Annotated in this window: 12 protein-coding genes and 1 pseudogene; 7 read left to right on the top strand and 6 right to left on the bottom strand. The window is 70.9% G+C overall.

Features of this window, described 5'->3' with window-relative positions; genetic code table 11:
* The 3 genes and pseudogenes from ABZ826_RS30430 to ABZ826_RS30420 form a co-directional block, all read left to right on the top strand.
* Positions 1 to 83 (top strand): annotated as a pseudogene (locus tag ABZ826_RS30430) (transposase); the annotation flags it as partial.
* Positions 84 to 508: 425 nt separating this feature from the next.
* Positions 509 to 1,474: an aldo/keto reductase gene (locus ABZ826_RS30425; protein ID WP_361455296.1), complete on the top strand. Its 966-nt coding sequence runs from the start codon at positions 509 to 511 to the stop codon at positions 1,472 to 1,474.
* A gap of 295 nt (positions 1,475 to 1,769) precedes the next feature.
* On the top strand, positions 1,770 to 2,732 hold the full coding sequence (locus ABZ826_RS30420) for an alpha/beta hydrolase (RefSeq protein WP_361455279.1): 963 nt from the start codon (positions 1,770 to 1,772) through the stop codon (positions 2,730 to 2,732).
* A 327-nt stretch (positions 2,733 to 3,059) separates the two neighbouring features.
* On the opposite strand, the gene ABZ826_RS30415 is transcribed toward ABZ826_RS30420, so the two are convergent.
* Positions 3,060 to 4,016 carry a transposase family protein gene (locus tag ABZ826_RS30415; protein ID WP_361455293.1) on the bottom strand — a complete coding sequence of 319 codons (957 nt, stop codon included), beginning with the start codon at positions 4,014 to 4,016 and terminating at the stop codon, positions 3,060 to 3,062.
* 377 nt (positions 4,017 to 4,393) lie between these two features.
* Here ABZ826_RS30415 and ABZ826_RS30410 point away from each other — a divergent pair, with 377 nt between their 5' ends.
* On the top strand, positions 4,394 to 5,077 hold the full coding sequence (locus ABZ826_RS30410; protein ID WP_361455276.1) for an FkbM family methyltransferase: 684 nt from the start codon (positions 4,394 to 4,396) through the stop codon (positions 5,075 to 5,077).
* Between the two features lie 16 nt (positions 5,078 to 5,093).
* Positions 5,094 to 6,245: a glycosyltransferase family 4 protein gene (locus ABZ826_RS30405; protein ID WP_361455273.1), complete on the top strand. Its 1,152-nt coding sequence runs from the start codon at positions 5,094 to 5,096 to the stop codon at positions 6,243 to 6,245.
* 999 nt (positions 6,246 to 7,244) lie between these two features.
* On the opposite strand, the gene ABZ826_RS30400 is transcribed toward ABZ826_RS30405, so the two are convergent.
* Positions 7,245 to 7,649, bottom strand: coding sequence for a DUF5997 family protein (locus ABZ826_RS30400; RefSeq protein ID WP_361455270.1), 405 nt, complete (start codon positions 7,647 to 7,649; stop codon positions 7,245 to 7,247).
* Between the two features lie 58 nt (positions 7,650 to 7,707).
* Here ABZ826_RS30400 and ABZ826_RS30395 point away from each other — a divergent pair, with 58 nt between their 5' ends.
* Positions 7,708 to 8,496, top strand: coding sequence for a LysR substrate-binding domain-containing protein (locus ABZ826_RS30395; RefSeq protein WP_361455267.1), 789 nt, complete (start codon positions 7,708 to 7,710; stop codon positions 8,494 to 8,496).
* 77 nt (positions 8,497 to 8,573) lie between these two features.
* On the opposite strand, the gene ABZ826_RS30390 is transcribed toward ABZ826_RS30395, so the two are convergent.
* Positions 8,574 to 9,902 carry a geranylgeranyl reductase family protein gene (locus ABZ826_RS30390; protein ID WP_361455264.1) on the bottom strand — a complete coding sequence of 443 codons (1,329 nt, stop codon included), beginning with the start codon at positions 9,900 to 9,902 and terminating at the stop codon, positions 8,574 to 8,576.
* A 1,041-nt stretch (positions 9,903 to 10,943) separates the two neighbouring features.
* Between ABZ826_RS30390 and ABZ826_RS30385 the strand changes: the two genes are divergently transcribed.
* Entirely contained in the window at positions 10,944 to 12,419 is a 1,476-nt protein-coding gene (locus ABZ826_RS30385; protein WP_361455261.1) for a helix-turn-helix transcriptional regulator, read from the top strand.
* 58 nt (positions 12,420 to 12,477) lie between these two features.
* Here ABZ826_RS30385 and ABZ826_RS30380 read toward each other — a convergent pair whose 3' ends face one another.
* The 3 genes from ABZ826_RS30380 to ABZ826_RS30370 form a co-directional block, all read right to left on the bottom strand.
* Positions 12,478 to 15,960 (bottom strand): M28 family peptidase, encoded by a 3,483-nt coding sequence (locus tag ABZ826_RS30380; RefSeq protein WP_361455290.1) that lies wholly within the window; start codon positions 15,958 to 15,960, stop codon positions 12,478 to 12,480.
* A gap of 251 nt (positions 15,961 to 16,211) precedes the next feature.
* Positions 16,212 to 16,781, bottom strand: coding sequence for a hypothetical protein (locus ABZ826_RS30375; RefSeq protein ID WP_361455258.1), 570 nt, complete (start codon positions 16,779 to 16,781; stop codon positions 16,212 to 16,214).
* Between the two features lie 104 nt (positions 16,782 to 16,885).
* Positions 16,886 to 18,133 carry a serine/threonine-protein kinase gene (locus ABZ826_RS30370; RefSeq protein ID WP_361455288.1) on the bottom strand — a complete coding sequence of 416 codons (1,248 nt, stop codon included), beginning with the start codon at positions 18,131 to 18,133 and terminating at the stop codon, positions 16,886 to 16,888.
* Positions 18,134 to 18,387 lie beyond the last annotated feature (254 nt).

Genomic DNA, 18,387 nt, shown 5'->3' with positions numbered 1-18,387 from the left:
TCCGCCGCTACATCATCTGGCGAAACCGCCATGCCGACGACCGGCGCCTACGCGCCGTCGTCGACAGGGCAAACGTTGCCTGATCCGGCACTAGGGCATGCGCGATTGCTCGGGCCCTGTGGTCCCCCGGAGCCTCGGTCGCACGCGCTTCATCAGTTTCCCCCGTCAGCCCCCGGGCGGTTGGCCGTTCGGGGCAAGCAGTCCGCTTGTGACTCCTGATGCATGGGTGCTCAACCCACTCTGAAGCGGGGAGAGTGGAGGGGGCAAGGTCTGTTCGGGTCACCTCGCGGGAAGTCCTGTGAAGTGGATGTTCACGGAATGCGGACATCACTTTCGCCCATATCCACGATGCCCGGCGATCGGCTCGCCCGCCCCCTCGCCCGTGCCCACGCCGACGGCCGGCACCAAAACCCGACTGACCTGGCGGCCCAACTCCCCTATCGTCGACCTGATTCCTGAGGGAGACCTCGTCCGGTCAGGGCGAGGAGCCATGACGTGGAGGACGACTGTGCGCTACCGCGAGCTGGGACTCAGCGGATTGTCCGTTTCCGAGATCGGATACGGCGCCTGGGGTATCGGTGAGTCCAGCTGGGTGGGTGCCACGGAGGACGATTCCGTACGCGCCCTGCATCGCGCCATCGACCTCGGGGTGAACTTCATCGACACCGCCCGCGGCTACGGCGAGAGCGAACGGATCATCGGCCGGGTGGTCCGCGAGCGGGCCGGTGAAGAGGTCCTCGTGGCGACCAAGGTGCCGCCGAAGAACGGAATGTGGCCCGCATCCGGAGGGCTGGACCCGGCCGTGGCGTTCCCGGGTGAGCACATCCGCGAGAGCCTGGAGACCAGCCTCCGAGCGAGCGGCCGGGACCATTTCGACGTGCTGCAGTTCCACGTCTGGAGCGACGACTGGCTCGGCCGCGGCGACTGGCTGGAGACCATCGCCGAACTCAAGCAGGCAGGAAAGATCCGTTCCTTCGGCGTCTCCGTCAACGACCACCAGCCCGAGAGCGCGCTGGCACTCGTGCGCAGCGGCGCCGTGGACAGCGTGCAGGTCATCTACAACATCTTCGACCAGGCGCCCGCCGAGGAGCTGCTGCCGGCCTGTGCGGAGCACGGTGTCGGTGTCATCGTGCGGGTGGCGCTGGACGAGGGCGGGCTGACCGGCCGGATCAGCGCCGGGACGACGTTCCCCGCGGGCGACTGGCGCAACCGCTACTTCCGCGACGACCGTCCGGCGCAGGTCGGACAGCGGGTGGCCGCGATCGTCGCCGATCTCGGCATCACCCTCGACGAGCTCGCCGAGCACGCGCTGCGGTTCGTACTGAGTTCGACGGCGGTCTCCACCGTCATCCCCGGCATGCGCACGGTTCGCAACGTCGAGCGCAACACGGCCCTGAGCGACGGGCGTCCGCTCACCGCCGACCAGCTCGCCGTGCTGGCCAAGCACCGGTGGCAGCGCAACTTCTACTCCTGACCCCGGGGAACCACCACCGGCGAAGAGGTGGCATGTCAACGCCGGTCGCCCACGACCGGCGGGGGCCCGCCCCTCGCCGTGAACGCCGCCGGTGCGTCCTGGCACCATTGCGGGGCGTGCCCGACCGCGCGGCAGGACCATCGAGTAGGCAGTGGGCCGGGACCACCCCCTCCCCCTGATACTTCAGAGCTACGCGGAAGGGTCACCCTCCGGCGGGACGCCGGCCACGAGGCGTGATGCATAACTTCGGTACCGGAAGCACGAAAGATCTCAGGTACGGAAGGAACCGTCTGCCATGGCGTCCCGCCCCCGCAGCCGCCGCCTGCGCCGCGTCCTGCTCGCCGCACTCGTCGTCGCCTCGGTGGCCGTTCCGCTGTCCGGCGAGGTCGGACCCGCCGGGGTACCGGCGCCCGTCCCGACCGTCCGGGGGCCGCTGCGCTCCGCCACCCCGGCCGCGCTCGCCGAGCGGTACGCCGCGACCCGCGCCGACATCGGGGCGGCTGCGCGGACGGCCGACAGGCACGGCGACCGCAAACGCGCCGACGCGCTGCGCGTCATGGCAGAACCCGGGCGCCACCTCCTGTCCTTCGACGGCCGGGACGGAGGCCGCACCGTCGAGGTCGTCGGCGACCTGTCCCGGGCCGATCGCATCGCCGTGCTGGTCCCGGGCGCGGGGACCGGTGTCGACAACTACTGGCGGCTGAAAGGCGGTGCCGACGCGTTGCGGAGGGAGCTGGGCGGCCGGTCCGCGGTCATCGCCTGGCTCGGCTACCGGACACCGGCCACGGTGAGTCCGGCCGCGGCAACGTCGCTTCGGGCCGACGAAGCGGCACCCCGACTGCGCGCGTTTCTCGGAGAGTTGAAAGGACTCAAGCCCGCCGCCCGGACCGCCCTGCTGTGCCACTCGTACGGCTCCGTCGTCTGCGCACGGGCCGCGACCGGACTTCAGGTCGCGGACATCGTCCTGTACGGCAGCCCCGGCGCAGGGGTCGTCGACGTGGCGGCGCTGCACACACCGGCCGTCGTCTGGGCCGGCCGGGGGAGCGACGACTGGATCGCCGACGTGCCGCACCTACGGCTGCGACTCCCCACCGTGGACGTGGGTTTCGGTACGGACCCGATGTCCGAAGACTTCGGAGCCCACACCTTCGACGCGGGCTCCTGTGGCCACAGCGACTATCTGCGAGCGGGTTCCGCGTCCCTGCAGAACATCGCCCGGATCGTGCGCGGACGGACCCCGGATGCTTCTCATGCCTGATCAACGCAATGCGGCACGCGCCGGGGGCCGAGGTGCGCCCGGTTTCGCTGCCACGCTGTGAGATCCGCTTTCTTTCAGGCCGATTTCAGCTGCTATGGGCCCCAGGGCTGTCCCGTCGTCCCTGGCGGGCGCGCGACGACAGCCATGGCACCTCGCTGCGTTGTCGGAACGTCCGCATACATCCGGTATGCGGACGTCCCTCCGCCTTGCGATGTACTGCATCCGACGCCGCGCGCTGATCCACCACGGATTAAGGGACAGCCCTTACGGGCTGCCCCGCGATTGAGATCTGGGTGTGCTGGTCTGGCGGTTCGGCTGGTGGGTGATTCAGCAGGCCGTCGTGCTGACGGGCACGAGTTCGGTGCTTGTCCTGCGCCGGGTGGGGCGTTTGGCTGCGCGGTCGGAGGCGAGCCCGGCGATGGCTCGGTGGGTGTCGCCGTAGGTTTCGCGGCGTCCGGTATACCGCTGGAGCGGGCGCCATTGCCGGTGTTCGGCGTTGGCGTGCTCGACGCAGATCCGGCGGGAGGACTGGCGGCGGCGCATTTCGCGCCATCCGTACCTCTCGCTCAGCGGTGCGTTGTCGAGGTCCTTCGGCTTCCTCGGTGGTGCCGAGATCTGTTCGGGAAACTCGTTGGCCAGGCCCCGGTATCCCTCGTCGACCTCGGCCCTCACAGTCGGGCGTTGACGGAACTGCTCGGCGATGCCTTCGGTGCGCAGGGCGGTCTGGTCGTGCATCCGGCCGGGCCGCTGGGCACCGGAGAACAGGGTGCGGCCCTGGTGATCGCTGATCGTGGTCGTCTTGATGGTGTTCTGCCGGCGCTTGCCGGAGATGAAGGCACGCCTGCCGGGACGGTTTGCCCGGGGGCGGCGGACTTGGGTCTCGGTGCCGTCGATCCGCAGCGTGACGTCTTCGGCCTCGGCGTAGGCGAAGACGTCCTCCAGGGTTCGCAGCCGCAGGCCGGGCCGGTCCGGCACCGCGAATCCGCGCTCGGCCAGCAGCGGGCGGATCTCGCCGACGGCACGGCCGATGGTCGAAGACCCCACTTCGTAGAGCACGGCCAGGGCATCGTGAGTCAGTCCGGTCCGCAGGTGAACCAAGGTGATCAACACCCGGTCGGTGAACACGAGTTCGTATTTCGGTCCGGCCCCGGCCTGCCGCCTGCGGTTGCCCCGGCGCCGCTGGTGCCGTCCGGACTCGCAGCGTGCCTCCCAGCGTGGCGCGAGTTCTTCGATCAACTCGCCGAGATGTTGGCGCGCGAGACCGCAGAGGGCAGGATGGGACATGGCCGCGCGGGCCTGCTTGATCTTCACACCTCAAGAACCCGCGCGGCCGTTGCCATGTCACGGCCGTTCCACGATCAATCGCGGGGCAACCCGTTAGCCCTGAGAGCTACGTCTCAGGTCTGAGTTGCCGGTCGATCTGCTCCTGAAGAAGGATGGGATCGCAACACATCCGATGATGCGATAGAAGGCCGATCGCGTGCGGTGTCGCTCGGCAGCAGCACCCGTACATTCCACAGGCTGAAAGGTGTTCGATGAGTGGCAGGCCGACACGTCACCCGGAACCCTCGGGCCTCCGGACCGGCGGCCGTCGGTACTCCGGGCTGCGTGTGACGTCGGTCGCGCGCACGCTGCGCTGGGCATCCTCTCGTTGGCACTTCGTGGAAGAGGAAGTGGCGGGGCTGCGACCGGTGGTGAGACCGGGCGCCGTCTGTCTCGACATCGGGGCCGAGTACGGCCTCTACACCTGGAGCCTGTCCGCGCTGGCCGGACCGGCGGGGAAGGTGCACTGCGTCGAACCGCTGCACGGCCCCGCGCAATGGCTGGGAATCGCGGCAGCCACTCTGGGCTGCGACAACGTCACCGTGCACCGCATGGCCCTCGCCGAGCGGGCGCACGAAGGCACGATGAGCCTGCCCCGGCGCCGGTTGCTGCCGGTCCACGGGCGTGCCTATCTCACCGAGGGCGCCTCAGGGCCCGGCCCCAACACGGAGTTCGCCACCTCCCGCCCGGTCGCCACACCCGTGCGGACGGTGGACGGGCTGTGTCACCACATGGGCCTGGACCGGGTCGACTTCATCAAGGCCGATGTCGAAGGGGCGGAGGCGGCCGTGCTGTCGGGCGCCCGACGCACACTGCTGTGCCACCGGCCCGCGCTCCTGCTGGAGATCGAGGACCGCCACCTGGAGAAGTACGCCATGACGCCGGACGAACTCGTCGGTCGGCTCAACGCTCTCGGGTACGACATGTACCGCTGGTGGAACCGGGGTTGGACGCCGGTGACCCACGTGACCGAAGACTGCCGCAACTACCTCTTCTCGGCTCGCTCGACCCCATCCAGCTGAAGGATCAGGCACATTCATGGGTTCCACCCTTGTCATCACCAACGACTTCCCGCCGCGTCAGGGCGGCATAGAGACGTTCGTCCACGCCATGGTCACCCGGATACCCGACGACGACGTGGTGGTCTACACCTCGCGCGAGCCGGGCGACGCCGCGTACGACGCGGCTCTCCCGTTTCCCGTCGTTCGCGACTCCAGCGGCATGCTGCTGCCTACCGGGCGGGTCACCCGCAGAGCCGTCGAGATCGCCGAGGAGCACGGGTGCGACCGGGTCTGGTTCGGGGCAGCGGCGCCGCTGGCCCTGATGGCGCCGGCCCTGCGCCGCAGCGGCGTCCGGCGGATGGTCGCGACCACCCACGGTCATGAGATCTGGTGGGCCAGGACACCTGGTGCGCGGCGGATGATGCGCCGTATCGGCGAGGGCGTGGACGTCGTCACGTACCTCGGCCGGTACACGCGCGCCCGGATCGAGCCCGCCCTCGGCCCACGTGCACGGATGAGCCGCCTGGTGCCGGGAGTGGACGCGCAGGTGTACCGGCCCGACGCCGATGCCGGATTCGACCTGCGGACCGAACTCGGCCTTCACGGCAAGCGTGTGATCCTGTGCGTGGCCCGGCTGGTCCCGCGCAAGGGCCAGGACATGCTGATCCGGGCCCTGCCGCTGATCCGGCGGGAGGTGCCCGACGCGGTGCTGGTGGTGGTCGGCCGGGGGCCGGACGAGGCCCGGCTGCGCAAAATGGCGGGACGCCTGGGCGGGAGTGCGGTCCGCTTCGTGGGCGGGAAGTCGCACACCGAGACGCCCGCCTATTACGCGACGGCGGACGTCTTCGCGATGCCGTGCCGCACCCGGAAGGCCGGTCTGGAGGCGGAGGGGCTGGGCATCGTGTTCCTGGAGGCGGCGGCGACCGGTCTGCCGGTGGTCGTCGGCGACTCGGGCGGAGCCCCCGACACGGTGCTCGACGGCCGCACCGGACAGGTCGTGGACGGCGCCGACGTCGCGGCCGTCGCCGGCGCGCTGACCCGGATACTGCTCGATGGGGATCTGGCGGCCGAGATGGGTGCCGCAGGCCGTGAGTGGGCCCGGGAGTCCTGGTCCTGGGACGCGTCGGCCCGCCATCTGACGCAACTGCTGAATCCCGAGAGCATGCCGGCGATCGCGCCGCAGGAGTAGGTCCGGCGACGGCGGGAGCGCCGTGAGAGGGAGGTGACGCGGCCCCGGACCTTGCACGGGCCACGAAGTCCGGGCCCCGCGTCGCCCCTTGGGCGCCACGGCGGAAGGCCTCAGTACGGAGGATCTCGCCCGTCCCAGGGAGGCCCTGGCACCGGTCGTGCCAGCGGGCCACCGGTGCCCGCCGATGAGGCCGCGCCGGCGCCACCGGCGGGCGCGCCACGACCCACCGCGCCGGAACAGGTCAGGAGAACGAGCCGGAAGGAAGGGCTTGAGACCCGGTGGAGCCGTGGCGAACAAGACCTCACCGAGGAACCGCGGGCAGTGCTTCAGCGCTACCGCTCGTTCTCCGACCGCCTGCTCAGCACGTGACCGGCCCCGCGGGTACTCCTCAGGCGCGCCAGGCCGAGGTTCAGGCGCGCAAGGCCGAGGCGAACACGGCCGGCACCCACGCCCAGGACGGCCGCGGTGCCAGCTCGGTAAGGCGACGGTCCGTCATGGCGGCGCTGCGTGTGGTGACGAACCACGGTGGCTTGGGGAAGAGCACGAGTTCGCCTCCCACAACCGACCTCGGGAAGGGCCGGAACGGCCGCCGGACGACGGTCCGCTCCGGGGCGTCGATGAGCAGGGCGTGGCGGCACCCGGGGCCGCCGCCGTGACCGCCGGACGGACGTGGTCGTAGCCGGGGGGTGCGGTCGGCAGAGCCCCTCGGTCGGAAGGCGGCTCGACAGCTCATCCACCCCGGTGACCCAGGTCAGCAGGGTGACCACCTCCCCCGAGCTGTACGCGGCGATCAGCCCCCGGGGGAGGGGCAGGGGCGCGCAGCCTCTCCCGGCCCATACCCATACCCAGGCCTGTGCTTCGGGGACCCGCAGGCGTGCCGCGGTCCGCATGGCGGACGTGACGCACCTGCGCCCTTGGTGCCGACCGGGCGGGGGCGAGGCGCGGTGGCGAACGCAACACGGGGTTCTGCGACTCACCCGCCCCGTCGGCACCCGCAGGTCAGGAACGAGGCGCGCGGGACTGATCGTCGCGGGCCGCGTTCCGCTCCTTGATACGCGCCGCTTCCTTCCGGACCTCGGCCTGGGTGGCGCGTTCCTGCTGCAGCCAGTCGGGGCTTTCCTTCTTCAGCGCTTCGATCTGCTCCGTGGTGAGGGCGTCCGTGACTCCGCCACGGGCGAGCCCCGAGATGGAGACGCCCAGCTTCGCCGCGACCACCGGCCGGGGGTGCGGGCCGTTGAGTCGCAGCTCCTGCAGCCACTCGGGCGGATCGGACTGCAGCGTGTTCAGCTCGGTGCGTGAGACGACACCCTCCTGGAACTCGGCGGGGGTGGCCTCTAGGTACACACCCAGCTTCTTCGCCGCGGTCGCGGGCTTCATTGTCTGGGTGGTCTTGTGCGACGTCATGATGCCAAGGGTATCGAGCGTGTGCGCCACCTCTGACCAGGGCCGGTAACCTGGCGGAGTGACAAGCTCGGAAGAAACCCCGTCGTTCCGCCTCGCGTACGTACCGGGGGTGACCCCCACCAAGTGGGTGCGGATCTGGAACGAGCGGCTGCCCGACGTTCCGCTGACCCTCGTCGGGGTGTCGGCCGCCGAGGCCTCCGACATGTTGCGGGACCGGGGCGCCGATGCCGGACTGGTGCGGCTGCCCATCGACCGGACGGGCCTCAGCGCGATCCCGCTCTACACCGAGGCGACGGTCGTCGTGATCCCGAAGGACCACGTCATCGCGGCGGTCGACGAGGTCTGCGCCGGGGATCTCGCCGATGACATCGTGCTGCATCCGCTCGACGACACCCTCGGATGGGAGCACCGTCCGGGACGCCCCGCGATCGAGCGCCCCGCCACGACGGCGGACGCCGTCGCGCTGGTGGCGGCGGGGGTGGGCGTCCTCGTCGTCCCGCAGTCGCTCGCCCGCCTGCACCACCGCAAGGACCTCACGTACCGGCCGGTCACGGACGCCCCCGAGTCGAGTGTCGCGCTGTCGTGGCCGGAGGACGAGACCACCGACCTGGTGGAGGACTTCATCGGGATCGTCCGCGGGCGGACCGTGAACAGTTCGCGGGGGCGTCCCAAGGCCCCGGTGCAGCCCGAGAGCAAGCGCTCCGGGTCGGGCGGCGCGCGACGCAAGCCCACGGCTGCCAAGGCGGCGGGGAAGAGCGCGCGGAGCGGTTCCGGCGGCCGCACCGCGCGGAGCGGTTCCGGTGGCCCCAAGGGCGGCAAGCGCGGAAAGCCGCGCCGCCGCTCGTAGCCGGGCCCCGCATCACCCGGCGGCACCCGCCGCACCACGGTCGTCACCGCTCGATCCGGGCGGCCCGGCCCCGGGGCTCAGCGCCTGCGTCGCACCTTCGGCGCCGGAACGAGACGGACGGCACCGTTGAGCAGGTGATCGATCAGGTCGCGCGAGGGCTTGTCCGTGAGATCGGTGAGCAGCCGGGCCAGGGTGTTGAGCAGAAACGGCGACCCCATGACGTAGCGGTTGAGGACCGGCTGGAATCCCGAACGGCTGAAGACGAGGTCGGCGGCGGTGTTCCCGAGACGGTAGTGGCGCCCCCAGCGGCGGTTCATCTCGACCGGGTAGCGGTGCAGCACCTGTTCCCGCCTGGGCCCCCGGGGGAGCGCGAGGGCGAGCGTGGCGGTCTCGGCCGCGACCTCGCCGGCCTCCATGGCCTGGGCGATCCCTTCGCCGTTCCAGGGGCTGATCATGCCTCCGGAGTCGCCGACGAGAAGGAGCCCGCGGGTGTAGAGGGGATGGCGATTGAAGCCCAGCGGGAGAGCCGCGCTGCGGACGGGGCCCTCCGCGTTCTCCTCGCGCAGCCCCCACGCGTGCGGGGTGCGGGCCAGCCATTCGTCCAACGTGGCGCGCAGGTCGGCCTTTCCGTGCCGCCGGTGAGGCAGCGCACCCAGACCGACGTTGACGCGGCCGTCGCCCATCGGGAAGATCCAGCCGTATCCGGGCAGGTAGTGATCGCTGCCCGGGAAGCGGAGGTCGGCCCACAGCTCCAGATACTCCTCCCGCGAACGCTCCGGGCTGCGGTAGTAACGGCGGGCGGCCGTCGCGATCTGCCTGCTCGTGTCCCGCTGCAGGCCCATCGCGAGTGCGAGGCGTGCGGAGGCGCCGTCGGCGGCGACGACGATCGGTGCGTGGAAGGTCAATGGCTCCTTCGTCCCGGTCGTGGCGGTGACACCGGTGATGCGGCCGGCGCGGTCGGTCACGGGTCCGGTCACCTTCACGCCGCTGCGCAGCCGGGCTCCGGCGGCGACGGCGTGGCGGGCCAGGATGTCGTCGAAGTCGTGCCGGCTCCGCGAGAGCCCGAAATCCGGGTAGCGCCCGAGCGCGGGCCAGTCGATGTGCACCTGATGGTCCCCGGCCACCCACCGCATACCGCGTGAACGCGTCCACCCGGGAGCCTTGATGTCGACGCCCATTCTGATGAGCTGGTGCACCGCTCGTGGCGTCAGGCCGTCCCCGCACACCTTCTCCCGGGGGAAGTGGGACTTCTCCAGCAGCAGGACGTCGACGCCCGCCCTGGCGAGGTGGAAGGCCGCGGCCGAGCCCGCCGGACCCGCTCCCACCACGATCACCCGGGCCTCCTCGTCCGGGCCGTGGACGGTCCGATCGTCCGACGGGGACCGGTCTGGCGTCGTTTCCCGCATGGGGAACCCCTTCCTGTTCCTGGGACAGCCGGTGCCGTACCGAGGACGGCAGCCCTGTGCATCATCATCGATCAAGGAGAGCCGGTACGGAACCCGCTCCGGATGTCCGGCATTCGCCTGACACGGCGTCAACCATCGTGTGAGCAAACGACTCCGGGGTGGAGGCGCCAAGCGCACGCCCCGGTCGGACGTCGGCTCACCCGGACGGACGGACGGGCTGACGGCGGACGGCCGCATCGCGACCCGTCCCCCCATGGTGTCGACGAGGTCGGCTGCCCAGCCCGCGACACCGCCCGCGGGTTCCTGGGGGAGGCCCAGAGTGACAAAGTCCACGAACTGGCTCCGGGCCGGCGACGGAGAGACGCGCGAAGTCCGTCGCGCCCCACCGGCGACGCCAGAAAGCGCCGACCGGAGCCGGTACGAGGGTTTCCTTCGAACCGGATGATGTTCTCCGCACCCGCCACCCTGCGGTTTCCCGTAATGGCCCGGGGCGCCGGTCACCGCGCGCCGTGCCCGCACCGTGTGCCCGTGTTGTGTTTTCGCATCCGTCTCCCCGTTCGCACCGCGCGCCCGTGCCCGGTGAGGCGGCTGCCCCGGCGGTCGGGAGGCGAATCGCGGCCCGGGGTGCGCGGTTGCGGAGGGGCGTGCTCAGTACGGCAGCGGTCGGCCGGACGGAGTGCGCAGATCCAGGGGCGGAGGCCGCGAAGGCACCTGGGGACGTCGGACGATCTTGATGCGGCCCACTGCACCACCTCCTGACGGATAACCGTCATATGCCCGGCGGGTCGCCCCTTCAAGCGGATCCTTCCGGTCAACCCACCGATTGCGCACAGGTGTTATGCAGCGGGACGCCGATGAGAGCGGACACGATGGCTCGGACCGTCCGGCGCTCCGCAACCGCGGGCAGGACACCGGACCCGGTGCAGGGCCGACGACCGGACGGCGACGCGCGGACGGGGGAGATCGAGCGAAGGAGCGGGAAGGCGCCATCTTCCCGCCGCGCCGGGACAGCGCGCACACGTGCTCGCTATCCTCCCGGCTATGGGTCCTTCGCCGGATGTCCGTACCGCAGAGGTGTGGGGAGTCTTCGGGACCCGGTTGCGTCAGTGGCGCAGGCGCGCCGGGCTCACCCAGGCCCAGGTGGGCGCCCGGGTCGGGTACGACCACACGGCCATCAGCAAACTGGAGCACGGCACCCGCAAGACCCCCCTGCCACTGGCCCGCAGGCTGGACGACCTGCTGACGGCCGGAGGCGACCTCGTCGACGCCTGCGAGGCGGCGGAGGCCCAAGGGCCGGTCGGTACGGGCGAAACGGGCGAGGGGGTGCGTCCCGCACCGGCCACCGCACCTCCCGCACCGGCCACCGCACCTCCCGCGCCCCCCACCGCTCGGACAGGGCCGCTGCCCGGCGAGCCCCCGGGGGGCAACCTGCTCTCGACACTGCCACCGGACACCGTCCTGCCCACGAGCCTGCCCACCTACGGTCTGGTGTGCCCGGTGCACGGCCGCGACGGCTGCGCCGTTCCCGCACACGCCGATGTCATCGCGCTGCACTCGGCCTTCTGCGCCCTGGGCCCGGCCACCGTCTCGTGCCCGCCGCTGGACATCGATACCGTGCACGCCCTGACGGCGCTGCTCGCCGTCTGCCTGCGGGCCGACGAGGAGCGTGCCTGGCCCGGGGCGACCGCCGTGGTCGAGCGCACCCTGCACGCGATGCTCCGCTGGATGGCCCTGCCTGCCGCACCGTACCAACTTCAACTCGCCCCACTGGCGGCCGAGTACGCGCAGTCGGCCGGCTGCCTGAGGCTGCTCTGGGGCCGTAACGCCACAGCGATGGCCTGGCTCGACCGGTTGCTGGTCTGGGCGGGCATGGCCGGCCATGTCGGCACGGAGGTGGCCGCGCTCAGCGACATGAGCACACTGGCGCGGCTGGAGGGTGACGGACCCTCCGCCCTCTCCTACGGCGGCGCGATCCGGCAGGCGGCCGCCGGCCGGTACTGGGCGGGCGCCATGAGCGATCTCTACCAGGCGCGCGGGCACGCGGTACGGGGCGACGCACGGCAGACCCTCGGGCACATCGACCGCGCCTGGTCACAGATGGACCGGGTCGGTGAGCGGGACGAGACGGAGGCACCCTGGCTGTCCGTCGCCTCCGTGCGTCTGCGGGTGGAATCAGGCGTCGTCAGGGCGCTGCGGGACCTCGCCGCGGCGACCGGGGACCGCCGACTGGCGCTGCGCGCTGTCGCGGCGGCCCGCACCGCGCTGGGTCTGCTCCCGCCCGGGATGCACTCGGCCCGGATGCTGTTCCTGGTGCGGATGGCCGACGCCCACGCCTGCGCCCGGGACCCGCAGGCGGCAATCGACATCGCGGGACCCGTACTGGACACGACCGAGGTGACCGCGTCGACCCTTCTCGGCCAGGAACTGCGCGGTCTGCACGTCAGGTTGGCGGCCGGGCACGGCGGCCGGCCGGAGACCGACGAGTTCACCCGGAGGCTCGCGGCCGTCGTCCGTTGACACACCGGAGGCGGGGCGTGTGCGTACACGCCCCGCGCGGTGTCTTTCTGATGCTCGATCAGCCGGCGTTCAGCGTCACGTCGTCCACGACGAAGCTGGTCTGCAGATAGGCGTCCTCACTGCTGGTGAATGTGAGGGCGACCGTCTGGCCGGCCAGGTCGCCGACGTCGAAGGTCCTTTGGACGTAGGAGCCCGTGGCGTCCGCGTTGGAGTAGGTCGCGAGCGTCTTGGTGCCCAGCTTGACGGTGAACTTGTCGTACGCGGTCGGGTCGCCCGCCGACTCGTCGGTGTCGGTGCGCAGGTAGAACGACAGCTTGTAGGCCGAGCAGCCCGCCGGAATGGTCAGCGACTGCGAGACGGTGTCGGAGTGCGTGGATCCCCAGCCGCCGAGCCAGGCCGTGTACGCGCCGCCGTGCGCGGGCTTCTCCGACGTCCGGTTGTTGATCACACCGGCGGTCTGGGTCCACGGCGCGACGCCCTCCTCGAAACCGCCGTTGGCGACGACCTGTCGGGGCTGGCAGGTGCCGCCGCCACCGACGACGAGCGAGTACGTGGTGGCGTGGGTGGCCGTGCCGGTTCCGGTCACCGTGAGGGTGTACGTACCCGGCGCGGTCCCGTTCCCGGCCAAGACGGTCATGGTCGACGACGCACCCGACTGCACGGAGGCCGGGGAGAACGAGACCGTGACACCGCTCGGCGCCCCCGAGGCGGACAGGTTCACGGTCTGCGCGGAGCCACTGGTCGTCGCCGTCGACACGCTCGCGGTGACCGAGCCGCCCGGCTGGACGTTGCCGGAGACCGGCTTCACCGCGACGGAGAAGTCATTGGCCGGGGCGGTGGTACCGACGGAGGTCTTCCACGCCGTGTAGGCGACACCGTCGGCGCTGCGGTCGAGCGCGGTCGCGTTGATGTTGGCCGTGGTGTCGCAGGACTGGTGGTAGCAGGAGTCGTAGGACCTGCCCGCCGTACCGCCCCACTTGGCTGCCTGCGCCGACGACTTGGTGTCGCCGGCTCCGGTGGCGCACCCCGAGGTGGGGATGCCGCCCTGTTGGAAGGAGTAGTCGTCGGACCGGCCCTGGCCCTCGACGTTCTCCTCCGGCGCGAGGTTCAGCGAGTCCCAGTACTCCTTCATCGGGGCAGAGGCGGCCGAGTTGACGTTGTTGATGAAGTACCCGGCGTTGGTCGAGGCGACCATGTCGAAGTTGTAGTACGCCTTGATGGCGCCTCGCTGGGCGGCGGTGAGCTGGCCGACGTAGTACTGGGAACCCCGCAGGCCCTGCTCCTCGCCGTTCCACCAGGCGAAGCGGACGTGCTTGGTCATCGTGGGGTTCCGCTGGGCCAGGGCGAGCGCGTTCTCCAGCAGGGTGGCGGAGCCCGAACCGTTGTCGTTGATGCCGGGGCCGGCCGTGACACCGTCCAGGTGGGCGCCGAACATGACGGTCTGGTCGGACGGGCCGCCCGGCCAGTCGGCGATCAGGTTGTTGCCGCGGTAGGTGCAACTGGTGCAGGTCTGCTCGCTGACCGTGTAACCGGCAGCCTGCAGCTTGCCCTTCACATAGGCGACCGAGGCCGAGTAACCGGCGCTGCTTGCCCGGCGGTTGCCGCCGTTCTGGGTGGCGATGGTGTTCAGCTGCGCCAGATGGGCCTGCACGTCGGCGACGCTGATGTCGGGTGCGCCGCCGCCCGGGTTGCTGCCGCCGTTGTCCACCGTCAGGGTGTACTGCACGGTGTGGCTCTGGGTGCCGTCACCCTTCACCGTGAAGGTGTACGCGCCGGGCGCCGCGTTCGACGACGCGGACACGGTCATCGTCGAGGACGCTCCGGACTGCACCGATGACGGGCTGAACGACGCGGTGACACCGCTGGGCAGACCGCTCGCCGTCAGGTTCACCGTCTGAGCGTTCCCGGAGCTGACCGCGGTCCGGACCGCGGCCGTCACCGAGCTGCCCGGCTTCACCGAGCCGGACGCCGGGTCCAGGGACATCGTGAAGTCGTTGTTGCCGCTGGACGTGCACGTCGGGTCGCCGCTCTGGGCGGTGACGCTGATGGCGTCCCACGCGGCCTTGGTCCGGTCGAAGAGCACACAACTGGAGTCGAGGTTCTTGGCCGCGGTGAGCGTGGCCGTGCGGTAGCGCTTGTAGGTCATGCCACTCGTCTTGAGCAGCATCCCGCCGTAGAAGACCTTGCCGGCGCTCTGGATGCCGACGCCGGTGACGGAGGAGGTGTTGCACGTCGGGCTGGACGGCTTGCCGCCGCCCGGGTTCGACCCCTCGGCCAGCAGATAGAACCAGTGGTTCAGCGGACCGGCCGCCGCGTGCTCCTCGGTGTTGGGCATCGAGGAGCTGTAGCAGTTCGGGTCGCCGATCTGTCCCGGGTTGTACATGATCCGGATCGGCCCGTTGCCGACCAGGTTGATCTTCTCACCGACGGTGTAGTCCGGATCGTCGTACGGGGCGGGCTCATTGGTGTACGCCTCGGTGAGGGCGCCCATGATGTCGCCGGTGGCCTTGCCGAGCCCGGACTCGTTGTTCGCGCCGCCCGGCGTGTACTGGTCGATGCCGTGGCCGAACTCGTGGCCCACCACGTCCATCGCGCCGATCCACTGGTTGGCGTTGTTGTGGCCGATGGAGACCGTGGAGCCGTCCCGGTAGGCGTTGACGTCGTTCAGCCCGACCTTGACGGGCCAACTGCGGCCGTTGCCGTCGTGTCCGTTGCGGCCCAGCCAGTCCTTGAGCATGTTCCACTCGTGCTGTGCCGCCCACATGACGTCGACGCAGCCGGTCTCCTTGCTGGAGGCGTTGCCGGTGCCCCAGGAGTCGCTCGACTTGCTGAACACACTGCCGGTGCTGTAGTCGGCGCAGCTCAGACCGGGCCGGTTCGGGTCACGCAGTGAGTAGCTGCTGCCCGAGGCGGTGGTGTCGATGGCCAAGGGGGAGGGGCCGTTCCACTGGCTGTTGCCGGTACCCGCCTTGACGTCGTCGTAGCTGTCGAGCACCTTGCCGGTGCCCGCGTCGACGAAGACGTGCAGATGGCTGGGCGCCTTGGCGGTGCGCCCGGTGAGCACCGTCTCCCAGGCCAGCCTGGAGGTCCTGCCCATGGCACGGACCACCAGGCGGTGCGAGTCGACCCGCTTGACCGTGGTGAGCTTCTTGCGCGAGGTGGTTTCGGCAGCCTTGGCGGAAACGGTCGGTGTGGTCGGCAGGTTGATCCGCCGGGACACGGCCGACTGGGTGCCGCGTACCCGTCCCTTGGAGTCCGCCACCACCACGGCGTCCCCGCCGACGACCGGCAGGCCGCGGTAGGTGCGCTGATACGCCACGGAGTACATGCCCTTGACCCAAGGGGTCACCATCTGCCGCTCGTAGCGCTCCTCGGGCCCCTTGGCCAGGGTGTCCAGACCACTGGCCGCCGCCCGGTCGGCCGCCGACACAGCGGCCGCGAGAGCGGTCGGGGCGGGCGGAGACGGTTCGGCGGAAGCCGACTGGCCGCTGGTGACGACGAGCATTCCGGCGAGGACGGCCAGGGTCGTCCCGGCCGTCATCGGTCTGCGTTTCATCGAGGCTCCTTGAGTCGGGGGTCTCGATGACGGGCGGCGGCATGCGGCGACACACCTGCTGCGGCCGTTGAAGACCGGTCCCGGTCGCCCGCGTCGCCGTCGTCCGTGATCGAGCGACCGAACACTCACATGCCGACATGAACGCGTCAACGAACTGCGGCGGGAGTCGAGGGACTTGGCAAGTTTGGTCAAGCGGCGGTGGTGGGATCGCACAACGGCCCCGGCGGGCGGAGCGGTTATTCCAGACCGGAGATCGTGAACACCGTATGCGCTGTCCGGCGGTCGATACGGTCGGCCAGTTGCCGCAGCGCCGTCGCCCCGCACCGCAGTGTCCCGCGCTTCACGCAGCCTCGCGCGTCCTCGTCCAGCTGGTGCCACAGCGCCGGATTGTCCAGCAGCACCTGGGGGTCGAGCTCGACTCGGCGGCCGTCCGCGTCACGGAGCACCAGGCGCTGGGAGACGTCGTCCGACCAGTGCACCGACACCAGCCGGTCGGTGCGCACGAGGTGTTCGCGCACCGGACCCCGGCGGGAGATCCACCCCGCACCCGCACGGATCCGCGGCGGCATCAGCACCACGAACAGCAGGGCGGCCAGGCTCGTCCACAACAGTGCGCGCGGACAGGTGAAGCGACCGGCCGTCACATCGACGGCCAGGAGCAGGCCGAGGAGCGTCACGGCGCAGTGGACCGCGAATCGCAGGTCCCCGGCCCAGCCGTGGTCGTGCGCGGTCGTGCCGGCGGGAGGCTGTGCGCGACCGGTGTGACGGCCGGGCACGGCCCGGATGTTGCGTCGTTCCAGTTCCATGGCAGCGACGTTATGGAAGCCGGCCGGTCCGTCGGCATCCGTTGATGAACCGCTGACGCCCCGGCCGCCTGTCCTGACGGCCGCTTGACGGTCGGTGCCGCGCCTCAGTCCTGTTCGTCGTCCCCGTTGTTCCCGTTGCCCCAGCCGTTCCCGTTGTTGTTCCCGTCGTTCTCGCTGTTTCCGCTGTCCGGCGTCGGCCGGTCGGGGGCAGGTGCTTCGGGTCCTGTGGTCGTGGTGGCGCCGGTGTCCGGTGTGCCGGCCGAGCTGGAATCCGGCGAGAACAGGTTCATCCCCAGATAGACGGCCGCGAGGAAGGCCACCGTGCCCGCGATGGCACTGGCCACTCTGGGGCGACGTCTGATCGCCTCGCGGGCGCCGGTACGCCGCCTGACGGGCGCGGAGCGTTCCGCCGGACGCCGCCTGTGCCCGCCGGCCTGGGGCAGGCGGTACGTCGTCCCGCTCTCGGCCTGCGACGCGGAGGTGGGCGTCGGGGTGGGGCCGAACGCGGAAGCGGATGACGAGGCATAGGGAACGCCGGCTGCCGCGGGGGTGGGAGGCGGCATCGGGGCGTACAGCGGCAGGGGCTCCGGCTGCCCACGCCACGCGTCGCTCTGGAACCAGTCGGCGACCTGCTCGGCAGTGGGCCGGTCCTCGGGCTGCTTCGCGAGCAGCCCCAGCAGATAGGAGTCGAAGGCCGGGGAGAGGTCGACGCCCCGCTGCCTCAGCGGCACAGGTGCCGTGTCGACATGCTGATAGAGCGTGGCGGTCGCCGTGTCCGAACGGAACGGTGGCTCGCCCAGCAGCAGTTGGTAGATCACGCAGCCCAGGGAGTACATGTCGGACGCCGCACCGGCCGTATGGCCCAGGGCGCGTTCCGGGGCGAGATAGAGACTGGTGCCGACGATCTGCCCCGCGGTGGTCAAGGCGGCGGAGGGGTCGTCGACGAACTGGGCGATGCCGAAGTCGCCTATCTTGACGGAGCCTTCGGTATCCAGCATCAGGTTCCCGGGCTTGATGTCACGGTGCACGACGCCCTGCCGGTGGGCGGCGGCGAGCCCCGCGGCGGCCTGGCCCGCGATCCTGGCGACCTGCTCGGCGCCGAGCCGCTCCTCGGCCGTCAACAGATCGCCCAGGCTTCTGCCCTCGACGAGCTCCATCACGAGGAAGAAGCGGTCCTCCCAGGCCCCGAAGTCGAAGACGGCCACCAGGTGAGGGTGGCTCAGGCGGGCCGCGGTCTGTGCCTCCAGACGGAACCGGGCCGTGGACGACTCGTCCGCCTGGTCGCCCAGCAGCAGCTTCACGGCCACCGCCCGGCCGAGCACTTCGTCGGTGGCGCGCCACACCTCGCCCATGCCGCCTCGGCCTATGGAGGACATCAAGCGGTACCGACCAGCTACCAGCACCTGTACACCAATCTCGAATTGTGGGCCGCTTCGACTGCCACGGCGGCGACCCGATGGGGATCGGGACGGGTGGGGGGCGCGCGGCATGATCAGGATATCGGGCCCCCGGAGCTCGACGGCACGCCGATCACCCGCTCCGTCGTCCACCGGGCCCGGCCGGGAGGAGGCGGCGCCGCGTGTTCCTCACCGGGTGGGTGCGGGAA

The organism is Streptomyces sp. NPDC047515 (genome assembly GCF_040643055.1).
Classification (GTDB): domain Bacteria; phylum Actinomycetota; class Actinomycetes; order Streptomycetales; family Streptomycetaceae; genus Streptomyces.
This window is presented reverse-complemented; position numbering and strand designations above follow the sequence as displayed.

Bases quoted from the DNA above. Each gene is read 5' to 3' on its own strand.
- ABZ826_RS30420 (WP_361455279.1), top strand. From the start codon at position 1,770: ATGGCGTCCCGCCCCCGCAGCCGCCGCCTGCGCCGCGTCCTGCTCGCC.
- ABZ826_RS30415 (WP_361455293.1), bottom strand. From the start codon at position 4,016: ATGTCCCATCCTGCCCTCTGCGGTCTCGCGCGCCAACATCTCGGCGAG.
- ABZ826_RS30405 (WP_361455273.1), top strand. From the start codon at position 5,094: ATGGGTTCCACCCTTGTCATCACCAACGACTTCCCGCCGCGTCAGGGC.
- ABZ826_RS30400 (WP_361455270.1), bottom strand. From the start codon at position 7,649: ATGACGTCGCACAAGACCACCCAGACAATGAAGCCCGCGACCGCGGCG.
- ABZ826_RS30390 (WP_361455264.1), bottom strand. From the start codon at position 9,902: ATGCGGGAAACGACGCCAGACCGGTCCCCGTCGGACGATCGGACCGTC.
- ABZ826_RS30385 (WP_361455261.1), top strand. From the start codon at position 10,944: ATGGGTCCTTCGCCGGATGTCCGTACCGCAGAGGTGTGGGGAGTCTTC.
- ABZ826_RS30380 (WP_361455290.1), bottom strand. From the start codon at position 15,960: ATGACGGCCGGGACGACCCTGGCCGTCCTCGCCGGAATGCTCGTCGTC.
- ABZ826_RS30375 (WP_361455258.1), bottom strand. From the start codon at position 16,781: ATGGAACTGGAACGACGCAACATCCGGGCCGTGCCCGGCCGTCACACC.
- ABZ826_RS30370 (WP_361455288.1), bottom strand. From the start codon at position 18,133: ATGGGCGAGGTGTGGCGCGCCACCGACGAAGTGCTCGGCCGGGCGGTG.